Source organism: Stutzerimonas stutzeri (assembly GCF_018138085.1).
Classification (GTDB): domain Bacteria; phylum Pseudomonadota; class Gammaproteobacteria; order Pseudomonadales; family Pseudomonadaceae; genus Stutzerimonas; species Stutzerimonas stutzeri_AI.
This window is the reverse complement of the sequence record NZ_CP073105.1, coordinates 3,938,455-3,957,459: the sequence shown is the minus strand read 5'-3', so window position 1 is coordinate 3,957,459 and position 19,005 is coordinate 3,938,455. Positions and strand designations below refer to the sequence as shown.

Genomic DNA, 19,005 nt, shown 5'->3' with positions numbered 1-19,005 from the left:
GTTAACGTCTCGTACCTGCCCTGTATACCGCGACGCACTGCGAAGCGGCCTCAGGCGACGTGTAAGCAAGACGAGTCGACGAGCCCCAAGGTCACGGAGTTACTTTGTTGAAACGTGAAAACACCATTTCCATCGAGGGTCCCGCCGGCGTGCTGGAAGGCCTGCATTTCGATCAGCCCGATGCGCGCGGCCTGGCGCTGATCTGCCATCCCAACCCGGTCAAGGGCGGGACCATGCTCAACAAGGTGGTCTCTACACTGCAGCGCACGGCGCGTGACGCCGGGTATGCCACGCTGCGCTTCAATTTCCGCGGCGTCGGGGCAAGCGCCGGAGATCATGATATGAATACCGGAGAGGTCGACGACGCCGAAGCGGCGTTGCGCTGGCTGCGCGACCGGCACCCGGGGCTGCCGCTGACGCTGCTGGGCTTTTCCTTCGGTGGTTTCGTTGCGGCGGCGCTGGCCGGCCGGCTCGAGGCGCGTGGCGAGTCACTGAAACGCCTCTTCATGATCGCGCCGGCAGTCTCGCGGTTGGACGGCTTGCCATTGGCCGAGCAGTGCGCGTTGACCATCATCCAGCCGGACGACGACGAGGTGATCGACCCCGCCTCGGTGCACGCATTCTCCGATGCGCTTGGCCGTCCCCATGAACTGCTGAAAGTGGCAGAATGCGGCCACTTTTTCCACGGCAAGCTGGTGGACCTCAAAGAACTGGTGGCGCCACGGCTGGCCTAGCAGGTCGGCAATTGCCCGGACGGTTGCCGGCGAGCCATCGTGTGACCCTTCGCGGCTCGCTAGCGCTGATTGAATCGAGATGATCGTATGAAAACCCGAATCCTTACCGGTATCACCACTACCGGCACGCCTCATCTGGGCAACTATGCCGGGGCGATCCGGCCGGCAATCGTGGCCAGCCGGGCGGCCGATGCCGACTCCTTCTACTTCCTCGCCGACTACCATGCGCTGATCAAATGCGACGACCCTGTGCGCATCCAGCAATCGAGGCTGGAGATCGCCGCCACCTGGCTGGCCTGCGGCCTGGATGCCGAGCGCGTGACCTTCTATCGCCAATCCGATATCCCGGAAATCCCCGAGCTGACCTGGTTGTTGACCTGTGTCGCCGGCAAGGGCCTGCTCAACCGCGCCCATGCCTACAAGGCTTCGGTGGATAAGAACGTCGAGCTAGGCGAGGATCCGGACGCCGGCATCACCATGGGGCTGTTCAGCTACCCGGTGCTGATGGCGGCCGACATTCTCATGTTCAACGCCCACAAGGTCCCGGTTGGCCGCGACCAGATTCAGCACGTGGAAATGGCCCGCGACATCGGCCAGCGCTTCAACCACCTGTTCGGCAAAGGCAGGGAGTTGTTCACCCTTCCCGCTGCCGTGATCGAAGAGGGCGTGGCGACACTGCCGGGACTCGACGGGCGCAAGATGTCCAAGAGCTACGACAACACCATCCCGCTGTTCGCCAGCCCCAAGGCGCTGAAAAGCACCATCGCCCGTATCGTCACCGACTCGAAACTGCCGGGCGAACCCAAGGACCCGGACGATTCTCATCTGTTCACCATTTACCAGGCGTTCGCCACGCCGACGCAGCTGGCGGCGTTCCGTGCCGAGTTGATCGACGGGCTGGCTTGGGGCGAAGCCAAGCAGCGCCTGTTCCAGTTGCTCGACGATGAACTGGGCGAAGCGCGCGAGCGTTATCACGCGCTGATACAGCGCCCCGGCGAGCTGGAGGACATTCTGCAGGCGGGTGCCGCCAAGGCGCGCAAGGTGGCCACGCCATTCCTGGGCGAGCTGCGCGAAGCGGTCGGGCTGCGCAATTTCCGCAGCGAAGTGACCAGCGCCGCACCGACCAAGAAGAAAGGCGGCAAGGCGGCCCGTTTCGCCAGCTTCCGCGAGGATGACGGCAGCTTCCGTTTCCGCTTTTTTGCGGCCGATGGCGAGGAGCTGTTGCTGTCACGCCCCTTCGGCGATCCCAAGGCGATCGGCGGAATCACTCAGCGCCTGATCGGCCAGGGCGTGGACGCCTTGGAACTCCGTGCCGACGAAGGTAATCAATTTACCTTGTGGCTGGACGGGCAATGCATTGCCGACAGCCCTGGTTACGCCGATGAAGAGGCGCTGGACGCTGCCATGCTGCGCCTGCGCCAGGCACTGGCGACACTCTGCGTGTAGCCCCTGCGGCGTTCGCCGTCGCCATTGGCGGCGAACCGCCGTCGATTCCCTGTATCACTTGAGGCTCAAGCGCTTGAACGACCTGCGTAAATTGCCATCCACCGAGGGCGCGGCTAAAGTGTCGGCCCCGTTTCACTACCCAGACCCCGCCATGACCCCTCTTGAGCGCTATCAGGAAGACCTGAAACGTCCCGATTTCTTTCACGATGCCGCCCAGGAAAATGCGGTGCGTCATCTGCAGCGCCTGTACGACGATCTGGTGGCCGAAGATCGGCATAAGTCCGGGCTGCTCGGCAAGCTGTTCGGCAAGAAGCAGCCGGCACCGGTCAAGGGCATTTATTTTTGGGGCGGCGTCGGCCGCGGCAAGACTTATCTGGTCGATACCTTTTTCGATGCCCTGCCGTTCGAGCAGAAAACCCGCACCCACTTTCACCGCTTCATGAAGCGTGTGCATGAGGAAATGCGCACCCTCAAGGGCGAAAAGAACCCGCTGACCATCATCGGCAAGCGCTTTGCCGACGAGTCGCGAGTGATCTGCTTCGACGAGTTCTTCGTATCGGATATCACCGACGCGATGATCCTGGCGACGCTGCTCGAGGAGCTGTTCAAGAACGGCGTGAGCCTTGTGGCGACGTCCAACATCGTCCCGGACGGCCTGTACAAGGACGGCTTGCAGCGCGCCCGCTTCCTGCCGGCGATCGAGCTACTGAAGAAGCACACCGAGATCGTCAACGTCGACAGCGGCATTGATTACCGCCTGCGCGCCCTGGAACAGGCCGAGCTTTATCATTTCCCGCTGGATGCCGAGGCGGAGCAGAGCCTGGAGAAGAGCTTCCGCAGCTTGCTGCCGGAGCAATGCCGGGTCCAGGAGAACGAAGCGCTGATAATCGAAAACCGCGAAATCATCGCGCGCAAGGCCGCGGGCGGCGTCGGCTGGTTCGAATTCCGCGAGCTCTGCGACGGTCCGCGTAGCCAGAACGATTACATCGAACTGGGCAAGATCTTCGATGCGGTGCTGGTGGCCAACATCGAGCGGATGGACGTATCCAAGGACGATATGGCGCGGCGCTTCATCAACATGGTTGACGAGTTCTACGACCGCAACGTCAAGCTGATCCTCTCCGCCGAGGTCGAGCTGAAGGACCTCTACGCCGGTGGCCGCCTGGAGTTCGAATTCCAGCGCACCCTGAGCCGCCTGCTGGAAATGCAGTCGCATGAATACCTGGCGCGCCCACACAAACCCTGACGGCAAAAAAGACGGCGAGAGCGCTGGAGGCTAAAGGCTGAACGAGCTGGCAGCCTCGAATAAGGCGCTCCCGTTCTCGACGCCGGGCAAAGCGCCAGGACTTACGCAACACTCATCCAGCCTCCAGCCTCCAGCCTCCAGCCTCCAGCCCTCAACCGCTCTTCAAGCGATATTGCTGCCGGTATTGGTTCGGCGATAGCTCGGTATGCTGGCGGAACAAGCGTGCGAAGAAGCTCGCATCGTCGTAGCCGACTTCGTAGCTGATGGTCTTGATGCTCTTGCGGGTGGTGGAGAGCAGCGTCTTCGCCGTCTCGATGCGCAGTCGTTGCAGATAGTGCAGCGGCTTGTCGCCGGTTGCCGTCTGAAATCGCCGCATGAAGTTGCGAATGCTCATGCCATGGTCGCGCGCCACGTCCTCGAAGCGGAATTTCTCCGCGAAATGCTCTTCAAGCCATTCCTGAATCTGCAGGACGCGAGTGTCCAGATGCAATTTCTGGCCGCCGAAACCGATGCGTCCAGGGCTGTAGTTGCGCTGCACCTCGAAGAGAATGTCTCGGGCCATGCCTTGCGCGACGTGTGCGCCGCAGAAGCGTTCGACCAGATGCATGTACAGATCACAGGCCGAGGTCGTGCCGCCTGCGCAATACAGGTTGTCGCTGTCGGTCATGTGTTTTTCCTGGACGAACAACACCCTGGGGAACCGCTCGGCGAACTCCCGCGCGAAACGCCAGTGCGTGGTGGCTTCGCGCTCGTCGAGCAATCCCGCGGCGGCCATCCAGAACGCGCCCGAGGCTTCGCCGCAGATCGCGCTGCCCGCTGCGTGTCGCGCCTGTAGCCAGGGCGCGACTTGAGGGTACTGCTGGCAAAGCACGTCGAAATCCGCCCAGAAGGCCGGCAGGATGACCGCATCGGCTTCGCCCAGCGCTCCGTCCACTTCGATACGAGGGCCGCTGAAGGTGCTGACGGGACGTCCGTCAGGGCTCACCAGCACGGTTTCGAACGCCGGAGTAAGGTCGAGTCCCTGCTGCTTGCCATACCGCAAGCTGGCCATGTGAAAGAAATCCTTGGCATGCAGCAGAGTGGATGCGAAAACTCCATCGGTTGCCAGAATGCTGATACGTCGCAAAGGTTGGGCGCTGAGCATGCGTTGTCTTCTGCCGGTTCCGTTTGTTTTTATAAGGACAAAGCAGGGTAAAACTGCCGTGGGTCGGCGGGAGCGTCTTATTTTTTGGTCTGACTGTCCAGTCAAACGTCGATCCTCTTTGAGAGGAACCGCGCAGGCCAGGGTCCGTCAGATGAGGACAGAGAGGTTTTTATGCGCGCAAATACACCGCAACCCTTAGCCGAAGCCTTCAGCGGCTGGGATGGTAGCCCCGCCAATGCCCGTGAGATGCAGAAACAGCTGGCCGGCCAGGTCGTGCTGGAAGACGACTTCGGCCCGTTGCGCCTGATAGCCGGCGTCGACGTGGGGTTTGAGGAGGCGGGCAAGATTACCCGCGCGGCGGTGGTACTGCTCGATGCCGATACGCTCGAGCCAGTGGCGCAGACCGTGGCGCGGGTACCGACCTGCATGCCCTATATCCCCGGCCTGCTGTCCTTTCGCGAATTGCCGGCGGTACTGCAGGCGCTCGACTCGCTTGGGCAGGTCCCTGATCTGATCTTTTCCGACGGGCACGGCATCGCGCATCCGCGTGGCCTCGGTATCGCCGCGCATCTGGGGGTGATCACCGGCCTGCCGACCATCGGTGTGGCGAAGAAAATCCTGACCGGCCAGCACGAGGCCCTTGGCGAACAGCGTGGCGATCAGGTCGAGCTGTTCGACAAGGCCGGCCATGTAATCGGCACCGTGCTGCGTAGCAAGGACAAGGTGCGCCCCCTGATCATCTCACCGGGCAATCGGGTCAGCCTGGAAACCGCGCCGCAACTGGTGATGCGCTATGTCACCCGCTACCGGTTGCCGGAACCCACACGGCTTGCCGATCGGCTGGCCTCGCGTCGTGATGAAAAGCGCGCTGGCAGCCAGCGGAGCATGGATCTGGAGTAGCGCGTCCGACTTGCAGCCGGCGGGTCCCAGGCGATAGCCTGCAAACCCCGCAGGTTACCTAGGGTTCGCCCCGATGCAGCTGGATCACGCGACAGGTTGGTGCCGAGGCATTCGCCATTGCCCTTCGCCCAATTACAACCAGCGTCCGGATGGTGAGATTTCGCTACTGGTGATCCACAACATCAGCTTGCCGCCGGGCTGTTTCGGCACCGGAAAGGTTCAGGAATTCTTTCAGAACGGCCTGGCCTGCGACGAGCACCCCTTCTTCGAGCAGATCGCGACGCTGCAGGTGTCGGCGCATTTTCTCATCGAGCGTGATGGGGTGATCACTCAGTTCGTCTCCTGTCTGGATCGCGCATGGCATGCGGGCGTTTCGCGATTCGGCGAGCGTGACAGCTGCAACGATTTCTCCATTGGCATCGAGCTGGAAGGTACCGACGACGTGCCCTTCAGCGATGCCCAATACGACAGCCTGATTCATCTGTGCCACCTGCTCCAGCAGGCCTATCCGGCAATCACACCGGAACGGGTCTGCGGGCACAGCGATATTGCGCCGGGGCGCAAGACAGACCCGGGGCCGGCTTTCGACTGGCAGCGTTTGCGCGCAGCCGCCATCGCCGCCTGAGACCGCCCTGACAGGAACGATTTCGTCATGATTTTTCTCGTAGTGCTGCTGGTACTGTTGATCGACAAGCTCACCGACTGGCGGCGTGACGTGCAACAGGATGGTCCCTGGCTGCAATGGCTGCGGCGCGTCGAGCAGCGCTCGGGCTCCCGCATTCCCTGGTTGGGGCTGGCGTTAGCGGTGCTCCTGCCAGTGCTGGTGCTCGGTTTGCTGCTGCTCGCGCTCAAGCCGCTGGCCTATGGCTGGCTCAGCTTGCCGCTGCATGTGCTGGTGCTGCTCTACAGCCTGGGCCGAGGGGAGGGAAAGCGCGAGTTCGGTGCATTCCGTGACGCCTGGCGTCGTGGCGACGAGGAGGCGGCCGCGCTGGTCGCCGAGCGTGACCTGAAGCTCAGCGCCGCCGACGCGCCGAGCTTGCTGCATGCAGTCGAGGCCCAACTGCTGTGGCGCAGCCACCAGGGTTTCTTTGCGGTGATTTTCTGGTACGTACTGCTGGGGCCCGTGGCCGCGCTGGCCTACCGCCTGCTTGCGCTGACCCTCGACCATGCTCGGGACCAGATCATGCGTGAACAGGCCGAGCAGTTACGACACGCCTTCGACTGGCTGCCGGTGCGGGTGCTGCTGGCCAGTTTCGGATTGGTCGGCAATTTCGTCGCGGTCAACCGTGCGCTACTCAATGATCTGCTGCATTGGGACATCCCCGCTTCGCGTCTGTTGGCCGAGGTCGGCCCGGTGGCCGCTGATCTGGGCGGGTCTGTCGAAGGCGAGGCGGGGATCGCCCGGCTCGACAGCCTGGCCGCTCTATTGGTGCGTACCCGCATGCTCTGGTACGCCGCCATCGCCCTCTGGATCCTTCTTCGCTAGAGGCTTGCACCGGTCTCCATGAAACCGGCCAATCCTGTCTCGTCGAGGTGGCTACCAGGCGTCGGATAAGTTCGATGGATAGGCCGGAATCGGCGGGACTTCTGCCGGTTGTGGCGCCATCATCCTGCCATTACCTTAAGTTACATTAGCGGCGACCGATATCCCGTATAAGTTTTCTTGCGTCACGCTCCGACGAGTCCGCAGCCCCTGAATGCTGTCGACCACACAACAAGAAATAGGGAGACGTCTTTTGAAAAGCCTGTTGTATCCCGCAATCGCATTGATGAATCGGCTGAGTTTCGGCATGAAGTTCAGCCTGATCAGCGTGCTTTTCTTCGTTCCCATGCTGCTGACCAATTTCTATCTGGTGCGCGACTCGTATCGCGAGTTCGTCGGCACCCGCACCGAATTGCAGAGCCTTGAACTGCTCGGCACGGCGCTACAGTTGCGCCGCGAGATGCAGGATTGGAAAGACCTGATCGAAATCGAAGGCATCATCGGCCAGACCGGTGAAGTGCAGGCGCTGGTATCCCGGCTGTCCACGGTCGAAGCCGCACTGACGGAGCAGATGCAACGTCTGGCTCCGGTTAGCGACGATCCCGAACAGGTAGCCGAGTTCACCAGCCGTCGAGACGAGCTCGACGCGGCGCTGCGCGAGGCGCAGGCGCAGCAATCGTTGCAGGCCAAAGCCGCCTTGGCCCGGGCGTTGCTGGGCAAGGGGCAGGTGATGATCAAGCTGATCGCCAGCCAGTCGGGCCTGAGCCAGGACAGCCAGCGGGACGTGCGCATGCTCGCGGAGCTGCTGACCTCGGCCACGCCCACGATTACCGCGGCGCTCGGCGAGGGCCGGGCGGTTGGCTCCTATACCTTTGGTCAGGGCTACCTGAATTCCGATGCCAGCAACAAGCTGGACAACCTGTTGCTCGAGCTGGAGAAGCAGCAGGCTCAGTACGGCGCCCAGCTGCACGACGTGCTGGGCAGCAGTGCCGCCGCCCAGCGCCAGCTGCAGACCTATACCGAAGCCAGCCACGCCTCTTTGCAGCTCAGCAGCGATATTTTCCAGGATCAGGTGATCATGGCCGAAGCGCTGGATAGCCCCTGGGACCAGTTCTACGACCTGATCAGCGCCGAGATGGCGAAGACCTATGCGCTCAATGACGCAGTCCTTGGCTTTCTCGACGATCAGCTGGCGCTGCGTCTGGAGCAGAAACGCCTGCTCATGACCCTGCTGCTGGCCGCATTGGCTTTGGTTTTCCTGCTGGTCGTCTACCTCTACAGCGCGTTCTATATGTCCACCCGTGCCTCGCTGCGCAGCCTCGGTGCCACCATGGATCGGGTGGCGGCGGGCGACATGACGGCGCGTTTCAAGGTTCAGAGTCGCGACGAGCTGGGTGAGCTGGGGCAGGTCTTCAACGAGACCGTGGCGAAGATTCGCGAGCTCATCGAGCGTGTCGGCCAGACCGTCGGCGAAGTAGAGCGTCAGGCGACGCGCGTCGAAACCGTCTCCGGCGAGAGTAACCAGACGGTTTCCGAGCAGCGCGGGCAGATCGAGCAGGTCGCGACGGCAATGAACGAAATGTCGGCGACCGCTCAGGAAGTCGCCACCAGCGCGGAGGCGGCGGTCGGCAGCGCCCAGAGCGTCAACGACGAAACGGTCAGCGGGCGCAGCCTGGTGGAAGCGCAGGTCGCCGGCATTGGGCGTCTGGCGGCCGAGATCGAGCAGTCGGTCGAAGTGATCAATCAGCTGGCCAGCGACAGCAAGGCCATCAGCCAGGTGCTGGATGTGATCAAGGGCGTGGCCGAGCAGACCAACCTGTTGGCGCTCAACGCGGCGATCGAGGCTGCGCGGGCCGGCGAGCAAGGGCGCGGTTTCGCGGTGGTCGCCGATGAGGTGCGTAGCCTGGCCAGGCGTACCCAGCGATCGACCGAAGAAATCGAACAGATGATCGGTCGCCTGCAGGGCGGGGTCGGCGCTGCGGTGAAGACCATGCATTCGAGCCATTCGATGGCCGAGGATACGGTCAGTCAGTCGGCGCAGGTGCAGCAGGCGCTCGAGAACATCCTTGGCGCGGTGGGCGTCATCGTCGACCAGAACCAGCAAATCGCCGCGGCCGCCGAAGAACAGACCGCCGTTGCCCATGATATCGATCGCAATATCGTCGCCATCAATGAAGCCGGGCAACGCACAGCCGAAGGCGCCGGGCATACCGAACAGGCCAGCCGCGAACTCAGCGAACTGGTCGGGCGGCTGCAGCAGCTGATCGGGGCGTTCCGGGTCTAGGCCTTGCGGCTAGCCTGCAGGCCAGCCAAGCAGCTCGCAGCTGTTGCGGTAGCTGGCCTCGGCCAGCTCTTCGGCGCTGATGCCACGCAGCTCAGCTAGCTCACGGCAGATGTCGGGAAGAAACTCCGGGCTGTTGCGCTGGCCGGCGTGGCTGTGCGGGGCGATGTCCGGGGCGTCGGTTTCCAGCACGATGCTCTCGAGCGGCAGCTGCTTGAGCACGCGGTGCATGCGGTGCGCCTGTGGCCAGGTGCCGGCGCCGCCGAGGCCGAGCTTGTAGTCGAGCCTGATGTACTCGCGGGCCTCTTCCCAACTGCCGCTGAAGGCGTGGGCGATGCCGGTGCGCTTGAGCTTGTGCCGCTTGAGCGTGGCGATCATCTGGGCATGGGCGCGGCGCACATGTAGCAGCACTGGCAGCTCGAATTCGTTGGCCAACTCCAGCTGCGCCTCGAGCAGGGTCTGCTGGCGCTCCTTGGCCGGGTCTTCGATGTAGTAGTCCAAGCCGATCTCGCCGATGGCGCAGAGCTTGTCCTCGCCGCGCAATCGCAACAGCCAGTCACGCAGCGCGTCGATGTGTTCCGCCCGGTGATCTTGCAGAAACACCGGGTGCAGCCCTAGCGCCGCATGGACGCAAGGTTCGTCCTGCGCCAGCTGCCAGACCCTGGCCCAGTTGGCCTGATGCACACCCAGTACCAGAATGCGCTCGACACCGGCCCTCTGGCTGCGCGCCAGTACCTCGCCGCGATCGGTATCGAAGGGGTCGAAGTCGAGGTGGGTGTGGGTGTCGATCAGAGGCACGACAGCGTTCTCCTGTCCGAGTGTGTGAAGAGGTGGTGACGGTCAGTGGCTGGGTTCCTCCTCGATCTGGATTTCGCTGACACCCAGTTCTGCCATGCGGCTGTGTTCGCTGGGGCGTACCGGCGTTTCCCAGGGCGCATCGGTCGCCGCACGTGGCTCGCGGACATGATGCAGGAGAATCTCCAGCTCGGCTTGTTCCATGTCCGGCTCCTCGAAGGAACTGAGCGTCAGCGAGGCCGGATTACCGTTGATCAGGTAGTGGATGCGGTAGCGTTTCAGTTCGGTCATGGCGGCTCTCGACTCCAGGTGTGTGGAATATCGGACCGCCGAATCGCCGTCAGGCTCCCGAGTCCTTGCGCTCCGATTCGAGCAATGCCGCCTTGCGTTCAATGCCCCAGCGATAGCCGGTGAGCGACTGGTTGGCCCCGACGACACGGTGGCAGGGCACCAGCAAGCCGACTGGATTGCTCGCGCAGGCCCGAGCGACGGCGCGCGCATGGCTGCCGAGACTCTCGGCCAGTTCGCCGTAACGCCGGGTCTCACCTGGCGGGATAGCCTGGAGCGCCTGCCAGACACGCTGCTGATAGGCACTGCCACGCAGATCGAGCGGTAATCGCGCCGCCCGAGACGGCTCATCCAGCTGCGCCAGAATCGGCTGCAACCACTTGCCCAGCCCGTGCTGATCGCGCGAAAGCTCGGCAGCGGCGAAACGTGATTGCAGTTCGCCGAGCAGCGCCTGTTCATCGTCCCCGAACAGCAGCGCGCAAATCCCTCGCTCGCTGGCGGCGACCAGCAGCAGTCCCAGCGGGCATGGGCTGATCGCATAGCGCAGCGACTCACCGGCTCCCTTGCGTCGACGCTGTGCCGGGCTCAGCGCCGCAGTGTCGAGGTAGACGCCACGGGTGCTGCCATAGCCTGCCTCCAGGGCCGCACCCAGCACCGAATCGGCGGCAGGTAGCTGCGTCTCCAGTCGCTCGCGTCGGCGTGCGGCCGCCCAGGCTCGCGGCGTGAGCCCGGTGCGGTGTTTGAACGCACGGGCCAGGTGTGACGAGGACAGGCCGATGCGCGCGGCCAGCTGGTCGAGCGTCAACGGCTCGGCGCTTTCATCGAGCAGACGGCAGGCGGCGACGATCAAGGCATCCAACTGCTCGGCCGGGCTCTGCCCCTGCGGCGAGCAGCGTCTGCAGGGTCGGTAACCAGCGGCTTCAGCTTGCGCCGCATCACTGAAGAAACTGACACGGTCGCGCCGCGGCCGGCGCGCCGGGCAACTGGGGCGGCAGAAGATCCGGGTCGAGTGGACGGCGAATACGAAGCGATTGTCGTACGCTTCGTCTCGGTCGCAGAGTGCTTGCCAGCAGTGGTCGAAATCGAGCATGTCTGTGCTCCCTGGGTGCTTGGTTTCGATTGTCCGTCCAGCCCGTGCCGGATGCCAATCCACAACTCGCTTTTAAACTGCGGGCAAGCATGGAAGGCCGTTGACGATTGCCGTAACCTGCAGTTCTGCCTAGCCATGAAGGGTCTGTAAACCGCTGATGAAAACGCCAAAACGACTCGAGCCGTTGGTCGAGGATGGCCTGATCGACGAAGTGCTGCGCCCGCTGATGAGTGGCAAGGAAGCAGCGGTTTATGTGGTGCGCTGTGGCGAGGAGCTGCGCTGCGCGAAGGTCTACAAGGAGGCCAACAACCGCAGTTTTCGCCAGGCGGTGAAATACCAGGAAGGGCGCAAGGTGCGCAGCAGCCGCGATGCACGTGCCATGGCCAAGGGTTCCAAGCACGGGCGCAAGGAAAAGGAAGAGAACTGGCAGAATGCCGAAGTCGCGGCACTGTTCCGCCTGGCTCAGGCCGGCGTTCGGGTGCCCAAACCTTACGATTTTCTCGATGGCGTGCTGCTGATGGAGATGATCAGTGGTGAGGACGGCGACGCTGCGCCGCGGCTCAACGACGTCGATCTCCACCCGGACGACGCCCGCGAGTTCCACGCCTTCATGATCGGCGAAGTGGCCAAGATGCTCTGTGCCGGCCTGGTCCACGGTGACCTGTCCGAATTCAACGTGCTGCTCGACGAGCACGGTCCGGTGATCATCGATCTGCCGCAGGCGGTGGACGCCGCCGGCAATAACCACGCCTTCGAGATGCTCGAGCGCGACGTGGGCAACATGGCGGCCTATTTCGGCCAGTTCGCCCCGGAGCTCAAATACACCCGCTACGCCAAGGAAATGTGGGCGTTGTACGAGGAAGGCAAGCTGACGCCGGAAACCGAGCTGACCGGCGAGTTCGCCGAGCCCGAGGATGCCGCCGACCTCGATGCGGTCATGCGCGAAATCCGCGCTACCCTGGCCGAGCAGGCGCGCAAGGAAGCGCTGCGCAACGCCACCGACGAACCGAGCGACGAACCGCCCACGCCGCCGTGGATGCGTCACTGACACGCTTTCGGGTGTGCTGAACAGCGTAGCTTTTTGCTCCTGAGCGGCCTAGCAGTCCGCCTTCGCCGCGGGTCGCGCCTCCTACAAGGGCAGCGGCGTGCACGACTGCTTTTTTGTAGGAGGGCCCGCCCTCGGGGAAAAGCTGTTTCGTTCTGTTCCGGCAAGTCCGGCGCGTTTGTATGCCGTAAATTCCTTGCGGCTTATTTGGCCGCCGTGCCTGTGCCGGTGCCCGCATCGGCATCCTCGACGGCCTGCGGGTCCATTTCCCAGCCGCCGCCGAGTGCGACGAACAGCGCGACCTGCGCGGTGGCGAGCGCGGTGCGGCCCTGTAGCGCCTGTTGCCGCGCTTGTAGCGAGCCGCGCTGGGCGTCGAGAACTTCGTTGAGGTTGGCTTCGCCCAGGCGGTAGCTGGTCTGCGCCAGGGCATAGGCGCGCTCGCGATGCGCCAGGGTGTCGCGTAGGGCGTTCAGGCGACGCTGCTGGCCCTCGATTCGCACCAGCGAACGCTCGACCTCTTCCAGCGCTTCGGCTAGCGACTGCTCGAATCCGAGATAGGCACTGTCGCCCTGCACGTCGGCCAGGTCGATGGCTGCTCCGCGGCGACGGTAATCGAGAAAGGGCAGGCCGAACGTTGCGCCGAGCCGGGCGAAGTTCGAAGCGCTGGAGAACGCATCGCCCAGCGCCAGCCCGGAACGGCCGACCGCCGCCTGCAGCGCCAGGGTCGGGAACAGGTCGCGGCGCGCCGCTAGCGACTGCAACTGCGCAGCCTGCAGTTGCGCCGCGGCGGCGATCAGGTCCGGGCGTCTCCGCAACAGATCCAGCGGCTGGCCGGGCGGGATCGGGCGTTCGGCCAGCGGTACCCGGGCGGAAGCCTCGAGCTGCCGCTCGACGGTTCCTGGCGGCTCGGCCAGCAGGGTGTCCAGTGCCAGGCGTGCTTCGGCCAGGTTGATCCGCAGTTCGTCACGCTGGGCTTGCAGCGAGGCCCGCTCGGCGGCGCTGGCCTCGACGTCGAGCCGGGTGACCTCGCCCGCCTCGAACAGCTTGCCGGCGATGCGCTCCAGCTCGGCGGCCACCCCAATACCCTCCACCAGCAGCTTATGTTGGCCCTCCAGCGCCCGCAGTTGCAGGTAGCCCTGTGCCGTGTTCGACGCCACGGCGAGCCGCGCCGCGATGGCCTGCGCCCGGGCCGAACGGATCTGCTGGCGTGCGCTGTCGGTGCGGGCGCGGGTGGCGCCGAAGATGTCCAGCTCCCAACTGGCCTGCAGCGCCAGCTCCCAGTTGTCGAAGGTGATGACGTCATCGTCCGGGACGAACTGGCCGATGGGGCTGTTCGGGTTCTGCTCGCGGTCGTTCTCGATCCACTGGCGGCTGGCCGAGCCCGGCACGTCGAACGTCGGGAAAAGCCCAGCGCGGGCCTGGCGCAACTGCGCGCGCGCCGTGTCGACCCGCAGCATGGCCTGGCGAACGTCGCGGTTCTGCTCCAGCGCCTGACGGACCAGGCGGGTCAGCACCGGGTCATTGAACTGGCGCCACCAGTCAGCCAGGGCGCGGGTATCGGCGGGCTGCTGGCGCACGGCGTGAAACCAGACGTCTGGAACGTCCGGCGCGGGTCGTTCCGGGACGCTGGAGCAGGCTCCGAGTGTCAGTGCCAGCGCCATGGCCCAGGCGAGGCGCGATCGAGGCAGGCGGCCGGGCATCAGGTTTCCTCCGGTTTGACGCGCATGAACAGCCGGTACAGGCAGGGCACGGCGAGCAGGGTAAGGAGGGTGGCGAAGCCCAGCCCACCCATGATGGTCACCGCCATGTTGGCGAAGAAGGGATCGAACAGCAGCGGCACCATGCCCAGCACGGTGGTGCCGGCAGCCATCATCACCGGACGCAGGCGCGAGGCCGATGCCTCGACTATGGCGGTCAGGCGCGGCACGCCGTCGTCGATCTGCCGGTCGATTTCGTCCACCAGCACCACGGCATTCTTGATCAGCATGCCGGTCAGACTCAGCAGCCCGAGCAGCGCCATGAAGCCGAATGGCTGACCGGTGATCAGCAGGCCGAGCGTGACGCCGCACAGCGCCATCGGCACCACCAGCCAGATCATCAGCGGCTGGCGCACCTTGGCAAACAGCAGCACCGTGACCAGCACCATCGCCAGATAGGGGACGGCGAGGGTGCTGGCCAGCGCCTGCTGGGCGTCGGAGGACTGCTCATGGTCGCCGCCCCATTCCAGCGTATAGCCGGTCGGCAGCTCGATCCCCTCGATCAGCGGGCGAATCCGTTCGAAGGCGACGTTGGTGTTTTCCCCGTCGCGCGGTTCGGCACGCACGGCAATGGTCCGTTCACGTCCGTAGCGGCGAATCATCGATTCCTCGGTGGTCGCTTCGACGCCGTCGGCCACCTGCGCCAGCGGCACGTAGCGCTGGGTGGCGGGGCTCCAGACCAGACGCTGCAAGAGGTCGCCGGGCTCGACACGATCCTCTGGCGTGGCGCGCAGGAGAATCGGGATCAGCTCGTCCTTGTCGCGGAACACGCTGACCTGCTGCCCCTCGCTGGCGACCGACAGCGCCTGCGCCACCTGCTGGCGGGTCAGGCCGGCGCTGGCCAGGCGATCCAGGGCCAGGCGAGGGCGCAGCACCGGGACCGGCTGGCGCCAATCGTCGCGGATGTCGAAGACCTGCCCCTTTTCCTGCAGGAGGCGCTGGCCCTCGGCTGACAACCGGCGCAGCTCGTCCAGGTCGGGGCCGCTGATGCGGGCTTCCAGCTTGGCCTCGGCGTTGGGACCGAACATGAACTGCGCGGCCGCGACATCGGCCGAGGGGTAGCGGCCCGGCAGCGTCTGGTTGATTTCCCGGACCAGGCCGGCGATCACATCCGCGTTCTTTGTCCGCACGAGAAAATGCATCAGGGCCGGGTTGGGCTGTTCTGGCGCATAGGTGAGCATGAAGCGCGAGGCACCGGCACCGACGAAGGTGGACACGTCGGTGACGCCGTCGAGCTGCTTCAGATAACCCTCGACGTCCTCGGCGGTGCGGCTGGTTTCGCGGATGTGTGTGCCCTGCGGCAGGAACAGGTTGAGGTAGAAGATCGGCGTGCTCGACGGTGGAAAGAAACTCTGCGGCACACGGCTGAAACCCAGCACGCTGAGTACCGTGAGTACCACCAGCACGCTCAAGGTCAGCCAGGGCCGCGCGAGCACCGCGCCGGCGATACTTCGGTAGCGGCCGTAGACCGGCCCGCTGTAGGCCTCGTCGGGGTCGCCGCTCTCGTCCTGTTTATCGCCCTTGCGTTCGAGCAGGTAATGGCCGAACAGCGGCACGATCAGCAGCGCCAGCAGCCAACTCAGGAGCAGCGAAGTGGCGATGACATAGAACAGCGAGAAGAGAAATTCGCCGGTGGTGTCCTGCGACAGGCCGATCCCGGCGAAAGCCAGAATGCCAATGAGGGTCGCGCCAAGCAGCGACCATTGCGTCTGTTGCAGCGTCTTGCGTGAGGCCTCGAGGATGCTCAGGCCGCGCTGTTGCTGGATCAGCATGCCGTCGCAGACGACCACCGCGTTGTCCACCAGCATGCCCATGGCGATGATCAGCGCACCAAGGGAGATGCGTTCGAGCTCGACGCCGCCCAGCCACATCACCAGCAGCGTGCCAAGCACGGTCAGGAACAGCACCGCGCCGATGATCAGCCCGGCGCGCAGGCCCATGGCCAGGCACAGCACGCCGACGACGATGGCCACCGAGAGAAACACGTTGAGCGCGAAGCTGTTGACCGAGTCGTCGACGATGCGGTGCTGCTGGTAGAGCGGGTGCAGCTCGGCGCCCAACGGCATCAGGTGCTGCATCGACTCGAGCTTGGCCTCGACGGCGTGCCCCACCTCGACGATGTTGCTGCCGGCTATGCCGCTGATGCCGAGGGTCAGTGCCGGTTCGCCATTGTGACGGATGATCTGCCGAGGCCGTTCGGCATAGTCACGGGTGAGCGTGGCGATGGCGCCCAGGTCGACGCGCTGCTCGCCCTGGCCGACTGGCAGGGCACGCAGCGCGTCGAGGGAATCGAAGGCACCACTCGGGCGGATGTGCACGAAGTATTCGCCAGCGCGCACGCCGCCGGCTTCCACTGCGGCATCGGCATCGCTCAGGGCCGCGACCAGCTCGCGCGGCGACAGGCGCAAGGCGGCGAGGCGCGCCTGATCGACCTGTACCAGAATGCGCTCCTCGCGCACGCCGGCGATCTCCACCTGGCCGACGCCGTCGGCGGTGATCAGCCCGCGTCGCAGATCCTTGGCGACCTCGTGCAGCTCTTCCAGGGTCAAACCTTCACCGGTCAGCGCGAAGAAAATGCCGTAGACATCGCCGAAGTCGTCGTTGACCAGCGGCGGATCAAGGCCTGGCGGCAATTTCTGCCGGGCATCCTCGACCTTGTTTCGCAGCTGGTCCCAAATCTGATCGAGCTGGTCGCCGGAATAGCGGTCCTGGATTTCGACACGGATTTCGGCCGCCCCGATCATCGAGCGCGAGCGGATCTCCTTGACCTCGGACAGCTCCTGAATGGCGCTTTCCAAGGGCTCGGTAACCTCCTGCTCGACCTCCAGCGCGGTCGCGCCGGGGTACTGAACCGTGACGATGGCTTCCTTGATGGTGAATTCCGGGTCTTCGAGGCGCCCCATCTCGAAGAACGCGAGCACACCGCCGACCAGGCAGATCAGCACCAGGACCCAGACGTTGACCGATTTGCAGATGGCGTAGCGAGCAAGATCCATTGGCTCAGTTCCGCCGTTCGGCATTGATCGGCTGGTCCTCCGACAGCTTGCTGCCACCGGCGATCACAGCAAGCATGCCATCCTCGAGCTCACCTCCGAGCACGGCGTGGTCCTGCTCAATGCCTTCGAGCGCCACGGGCTGGCGCCGGGCGTGTCCATCGACCGCCAGCCAAAGGTAATGGCTGCCGTCGGGCGCGGTCTGCACCGCGCTGAGTGGCAAGCGGAAGCGGGGCGACGCCTCGTCCGACGTCGGCGGACGTTGCAGCCGCACCCGCATGGCCATGCCCGGCAGCAGGTTGTAGCCCTCAGGCGGCTCGCCCTTGAGCGTCAGGCGGTAGGTGCGCGACCCCTGGCGCGGTTGCGTGCTGTGTTCCTTGTAGGTCAGTGGCAAGCTCAGATCGGCAATCACCAGCTCGCCTTCGGCCTTCAAGGAGCTGTCCAGCGGCAGGCTCAGCGCGGCCGACTCCGGCAGGTCGACGCTGACCTCGACCTGCTGGTTGTTCTGTAGTTCGAGCACAGGCGTGCCGATGGCAACCACCATGTCCGGCTCGGCCAGGCGCCGCGCGACGACGCCGTCGAAGGGGGCCTCCAGGCTGCTGTGGTTGAGATCGCGGCGGGCGCTGTCACGGGCAACCCGTGCCGCCACGACGTTGGCCTGCAACGGTTCGACGGCCGCAGGCGCGAGGATTCCTGCGGCCAGCAGGTCACGCTTGCGCGCCAGGTCGGCCTCCAGTTGCTTCAGCCGGGCCTCGGCCTCGCGTAGTTGCAGCGCGTAATCGGTGCTGTCGATCCGTGCCAGCGGCTGGCCCTGTTCGACGCGCTCGCCCTCGTCGACCAGGATGCGCTCGATGCGGCCGGCGACCTGGAAGGCCAGCTGGGTGCTGGTGACGCTGTCCACCACGCCGGGATAGCGCAACACCTGGGGTCCGGAATCGACCCGCTGCACTGGCTCGACAAAAGCTACGCGCGGCGGAACCTCGACCGGCTCCTGGTCATCGGCGCAGCCGGCCAGCGTTAGCAGCGCGCAGAGCGACAGGGTGAGGCGGCAAGGCCAGGCGAGGCCTTTCTTGATGGACAGCGGCATCCGTACTCCCGGCAAGGATCGAGCGAAGGGTCACGGCACCGCTGCGCAGAGCGGTGCCAGCTCAATAGAACCCCGCCCCGGACCGGGAGTTCGGCCTATGCTGAGGTGACCGATGGGTCAGTACCCGCTGCCCTGCGGGCAAGCTGCTCGGTGACGGCCTGTCGGGCGTCGAATGGGCGTATCATGGCGCGGCGTTTCAAAGGTCAGTGCAGGAGAAGGTCGCAATGCAAGGTCAGCCACAGGTCATCGAATATCTCAAAGAACTGCTGCGTGGGGAGCTGGCGGCGCGCGACCAGTATTTCCTGCACTCACGGATGTATGCCGACTGGGGCTTCGAGAAGCTCTACGAGCGGATCAACCATGAAATGCAGGAAGAAACCGAGCATGCCGATGCGTTGCTCAAGCGCATTCTGTTCCTCGAAGGTACGCCCGACATGACCCCGGATGCGATCCATCCCGGGCACAACGTGCCGGATATGCTGCGCAGCGACCTGGCGCTCGAGTACAAGGTGCGTGAAGCGCTGGCCAAGGGCATCGAGCTTGCCGAGCAGCACGGCGACTACCCGACACGCGACATCCTCGAACTGCAGCTGATGGACACCGAAGAAGACCACGCCTACTGGCTGGAGCAGCAGTTGGGGCTGATCGACCGGATCGGCCTGCAGAACTATCTGCAGTCCCAGGCAAACTGATACTCACGAGGCCAGGCGCAAGGC

16 protein-coding genes are annotated in these 19,005 nt (G+C 64.5%); 9 read left to right on the top strand and 7 right to left on the bottom strand.

The genetic code is table 11. The annotated features are described in order from the left end of the window. The first annotated feature begins 104 nt into the window (after positions 1–104). The 3 genes from KCX70_RS18245 to zapE all read left to right on the top strand — a co-directional run bounded on the left by KCX70_RS18245 (position 105) and on the right by zapE (position 3,426). Complete coding sequence (locus KCX70_RS18245) at positions 105–734, top strand: alpha/beta hydrolase (RefSeq protein ID WP_021206368.1); 630 nt, start codon at positions 105–107, stop codon at positions 732–734. Positions 735–821: 87 nt separating this feature from the next. After that, positions 822–2,180, top strand: coding sequence for a tryptophan--tRNA ligase (locus KCX70_RS18240; RefSeq protein WP_212618366.1), 1,359 nt, complete (start codon positions 822–824; stop codon positions 2,178–2,180). Between the two features lie 151 nt (positions 2,181–2,331). After that, entirely contained in the window at positions 2,332–3,426 is a 1,095-nt protein-coding gene (zapE, locus tag KCX70_RS18235; protein ID WP_212618365.1) for a cell division protein ZapE, read from the top strand. A 151-nt stretch (positions 3,427–3,577) separates the two neighbouring features. Here zapE and KCX70_RS18230 read toward each other — a convergent pair whose 3' ends face one another. Continuing rightward, positions 3,578–4,570, bottom strand: coding sequence for a GlxA family transcriptional regulator (locus tag KCX70_RS18230; protein WP_102846586.1), 993 nt, complete (start codon positions 4,568–4,570; stop codon positions 3,578–3,580). A gap of 171 nt (positions 4,571–4,741) precedes the next feature. On the opposite strand from KCX70_RS18230, the gene nfi reads away from it, so the two are divergent. From nfi to KCX70_RS18210, 4 genes are all read left to right on the top strand, one after another. After that, on the top strand, positions 4,742–5,470 hold the full coding sequence (gene nfi / locus KCX70_RS18225; protein ID WP_212618364.1) for a deoxyribonuclease V: 729 nt from the start codon (positions 4,742–4,744) through the stop codon (positions 5,468–5,470). A 73-nt stretch (positions 5,471–5,543) separates the two neighbouring features. After that, entirely contained in the window at positions 5,544–6,095 is a 552-nt protein-coding gene (gene ampD, locus KCX70_RS18220) for a 1,6-anhydro-N-acetylmuramyl-L-alanine amidase AmpD (protein ID WP_021206373.1), read from the top strand. A gap of 27 nt (positions 6,096–6,122) precedes the next feature. After that, positions 6,123–6,956 (top strand): regulatory signaling modulator protein AmpE, encoded by an 834-nt coding sequence (gene ampE / locus KCX70_RS18215; protein WP_212618363.1) that lies wholly within the window; start codon positions 6,123–6,125, stop codon positions 6,954–6,956. A 250-nt stretch (positions 6,957–7,206) separates the two neighbouring features. Continuing rightward, positions 7,207–9,237 carry a methyl-accepting chemotaxis protein gene (locus tag KCX70_RS18210; RefSeq protein WP_212618362.1) on the top strand — a complete coding sequence of 677 codons (2,031 nt, stop codon included), beginning with the start codon at positions 7,207–7,209 and terminating at the stop codon, positions 9,235–9,237. A 9-nt stretch (positions 9,238–9,246) separates the two neighbouring features. Here the strand turns inward: KCX70_RS18210 and KCX70_RS18205 are convergent, their stop codons facing one another. The 3 genes from KCX70_RS18205 to ada are packed head-to-tail and all read right to left on the bottom strand — an operon-like array spanning position 9,247 to position 11,407. Then, complete coding sequence (locus tag KCX70_RS18205; protein ID WP_212618361.1) at positions 9,247–10,032, bottom strand: TatD family hydrolase; 786 nt, start codon at positions 10,030–10,032, stop codon at positions 9,247–9,249. 42 nt (positions 10,033–10,074) lie between these two features. After that, entirely contained in the window at positions 10,075–10,320 is a 246-nt protein-coding gene (locus tag KCX70_RS18200; RefSeq protein WP_102853727.1) for a hypothetical protein, read from the bottom strand. 49 nt (positions 10,321–10,369) lie between these two features. Next, positions 10,370–11,407, bottom strand: coding sequence for a bifunctional DNA-binding transcriptional regulator/O6-methylguanine-DNA methyltransferase Ada (gene ada / locus KCX70_RS18195; protein ID WP_212618360.1), 1,038 nt, complete (start codon positions 11,405–11,407; stop codon positions 10,370–10,372). Positions 11,408–11,564: 157 nt separating this feature from the next. On the opposite strand from ada, the gene KCX70_RS18190 reads away from it, so the two are divergent. Continuing rightward, positions 11,565–12,455 carry a PA4780 family RIO1-like protein kinase gene (locus KCX70_RS18190; RefSeq protein ID WP_021206379.1) on the top strand — a complete coding sequence of 297 codons (891 nt, stop codon included), beginning with the start codon at positions 11,565–11,567 and terminating at the stop codon, positions 12,453–12,455. 200 nt (positions 12,456–12,655) lie between these two features. Here the strand turns inward: KCX70_RS18190 and KCX70_RS18185 are convergent, their stop codons facing one another. From KCX70_RS18185 to KCX70_RS18175, 3 genes are read right to left on the bottom strand one after another with little or no spacing between them, the layout of a single operon-like run. Beyond that, positions 12,656–14,152 carry an efflux transporter outer membrane subunit gene (locus KCX70_RS18185; RefSeq protein WP_212618359.1) on the bottom strand — a complete coding sequence of 499 codons (1,497 nt, stop codon included), beginning with the start codon at positions 14,150–14,152 and terminating at the stop codon, positions 12,656–12,658. Further along, positions 14,152–17,205 (bottom strand): efflux RND transporter permease subunit, encoded by a 3,054-nt coding sequence (locus KCX70_RS18180; RefSeq protein ID WP_212618358.1) that lies wholly within the window; start codon positions 17,203–17,205, stop codon positions 14,152–14,154. Before KCX70_RS18180 ends, KCX70_RS18185 begins: the two co-directional genes overlap by 1 nt. Before the next feature lie 4 nt (positions 17,206–17,209). Then, on the bottom strand, positions 17,210–18,289 hold the full coding sequence (locus KCX70_RS18175; RefSeq protein ID WP_212618357.1) for an efflux RND transporter periplasmic adaptor subunit: 1,080 nt from the start codon (positions 18,287–18,289) through the stop codon (positions 17,210–17,212). Positions 18,290–18,513: 224 nt separating this feature from the next. On the opposite strand from KCX70_RS18175, the gene bfr reads away from it, so the two are divergent. Beyond that, on the top strand, positions 18,514–18,981 hold the full coding sequence (bfr, locus tag KCX70_RS18170) for a bacterioferritin (protein ID WP_102853724.1): 468 nt from the start codon (positions 18,514–18,516) through the stop codon (positions 18,979–18,981). Positions 18,982–19,005 lie beyond the last annotated feature (24 nt).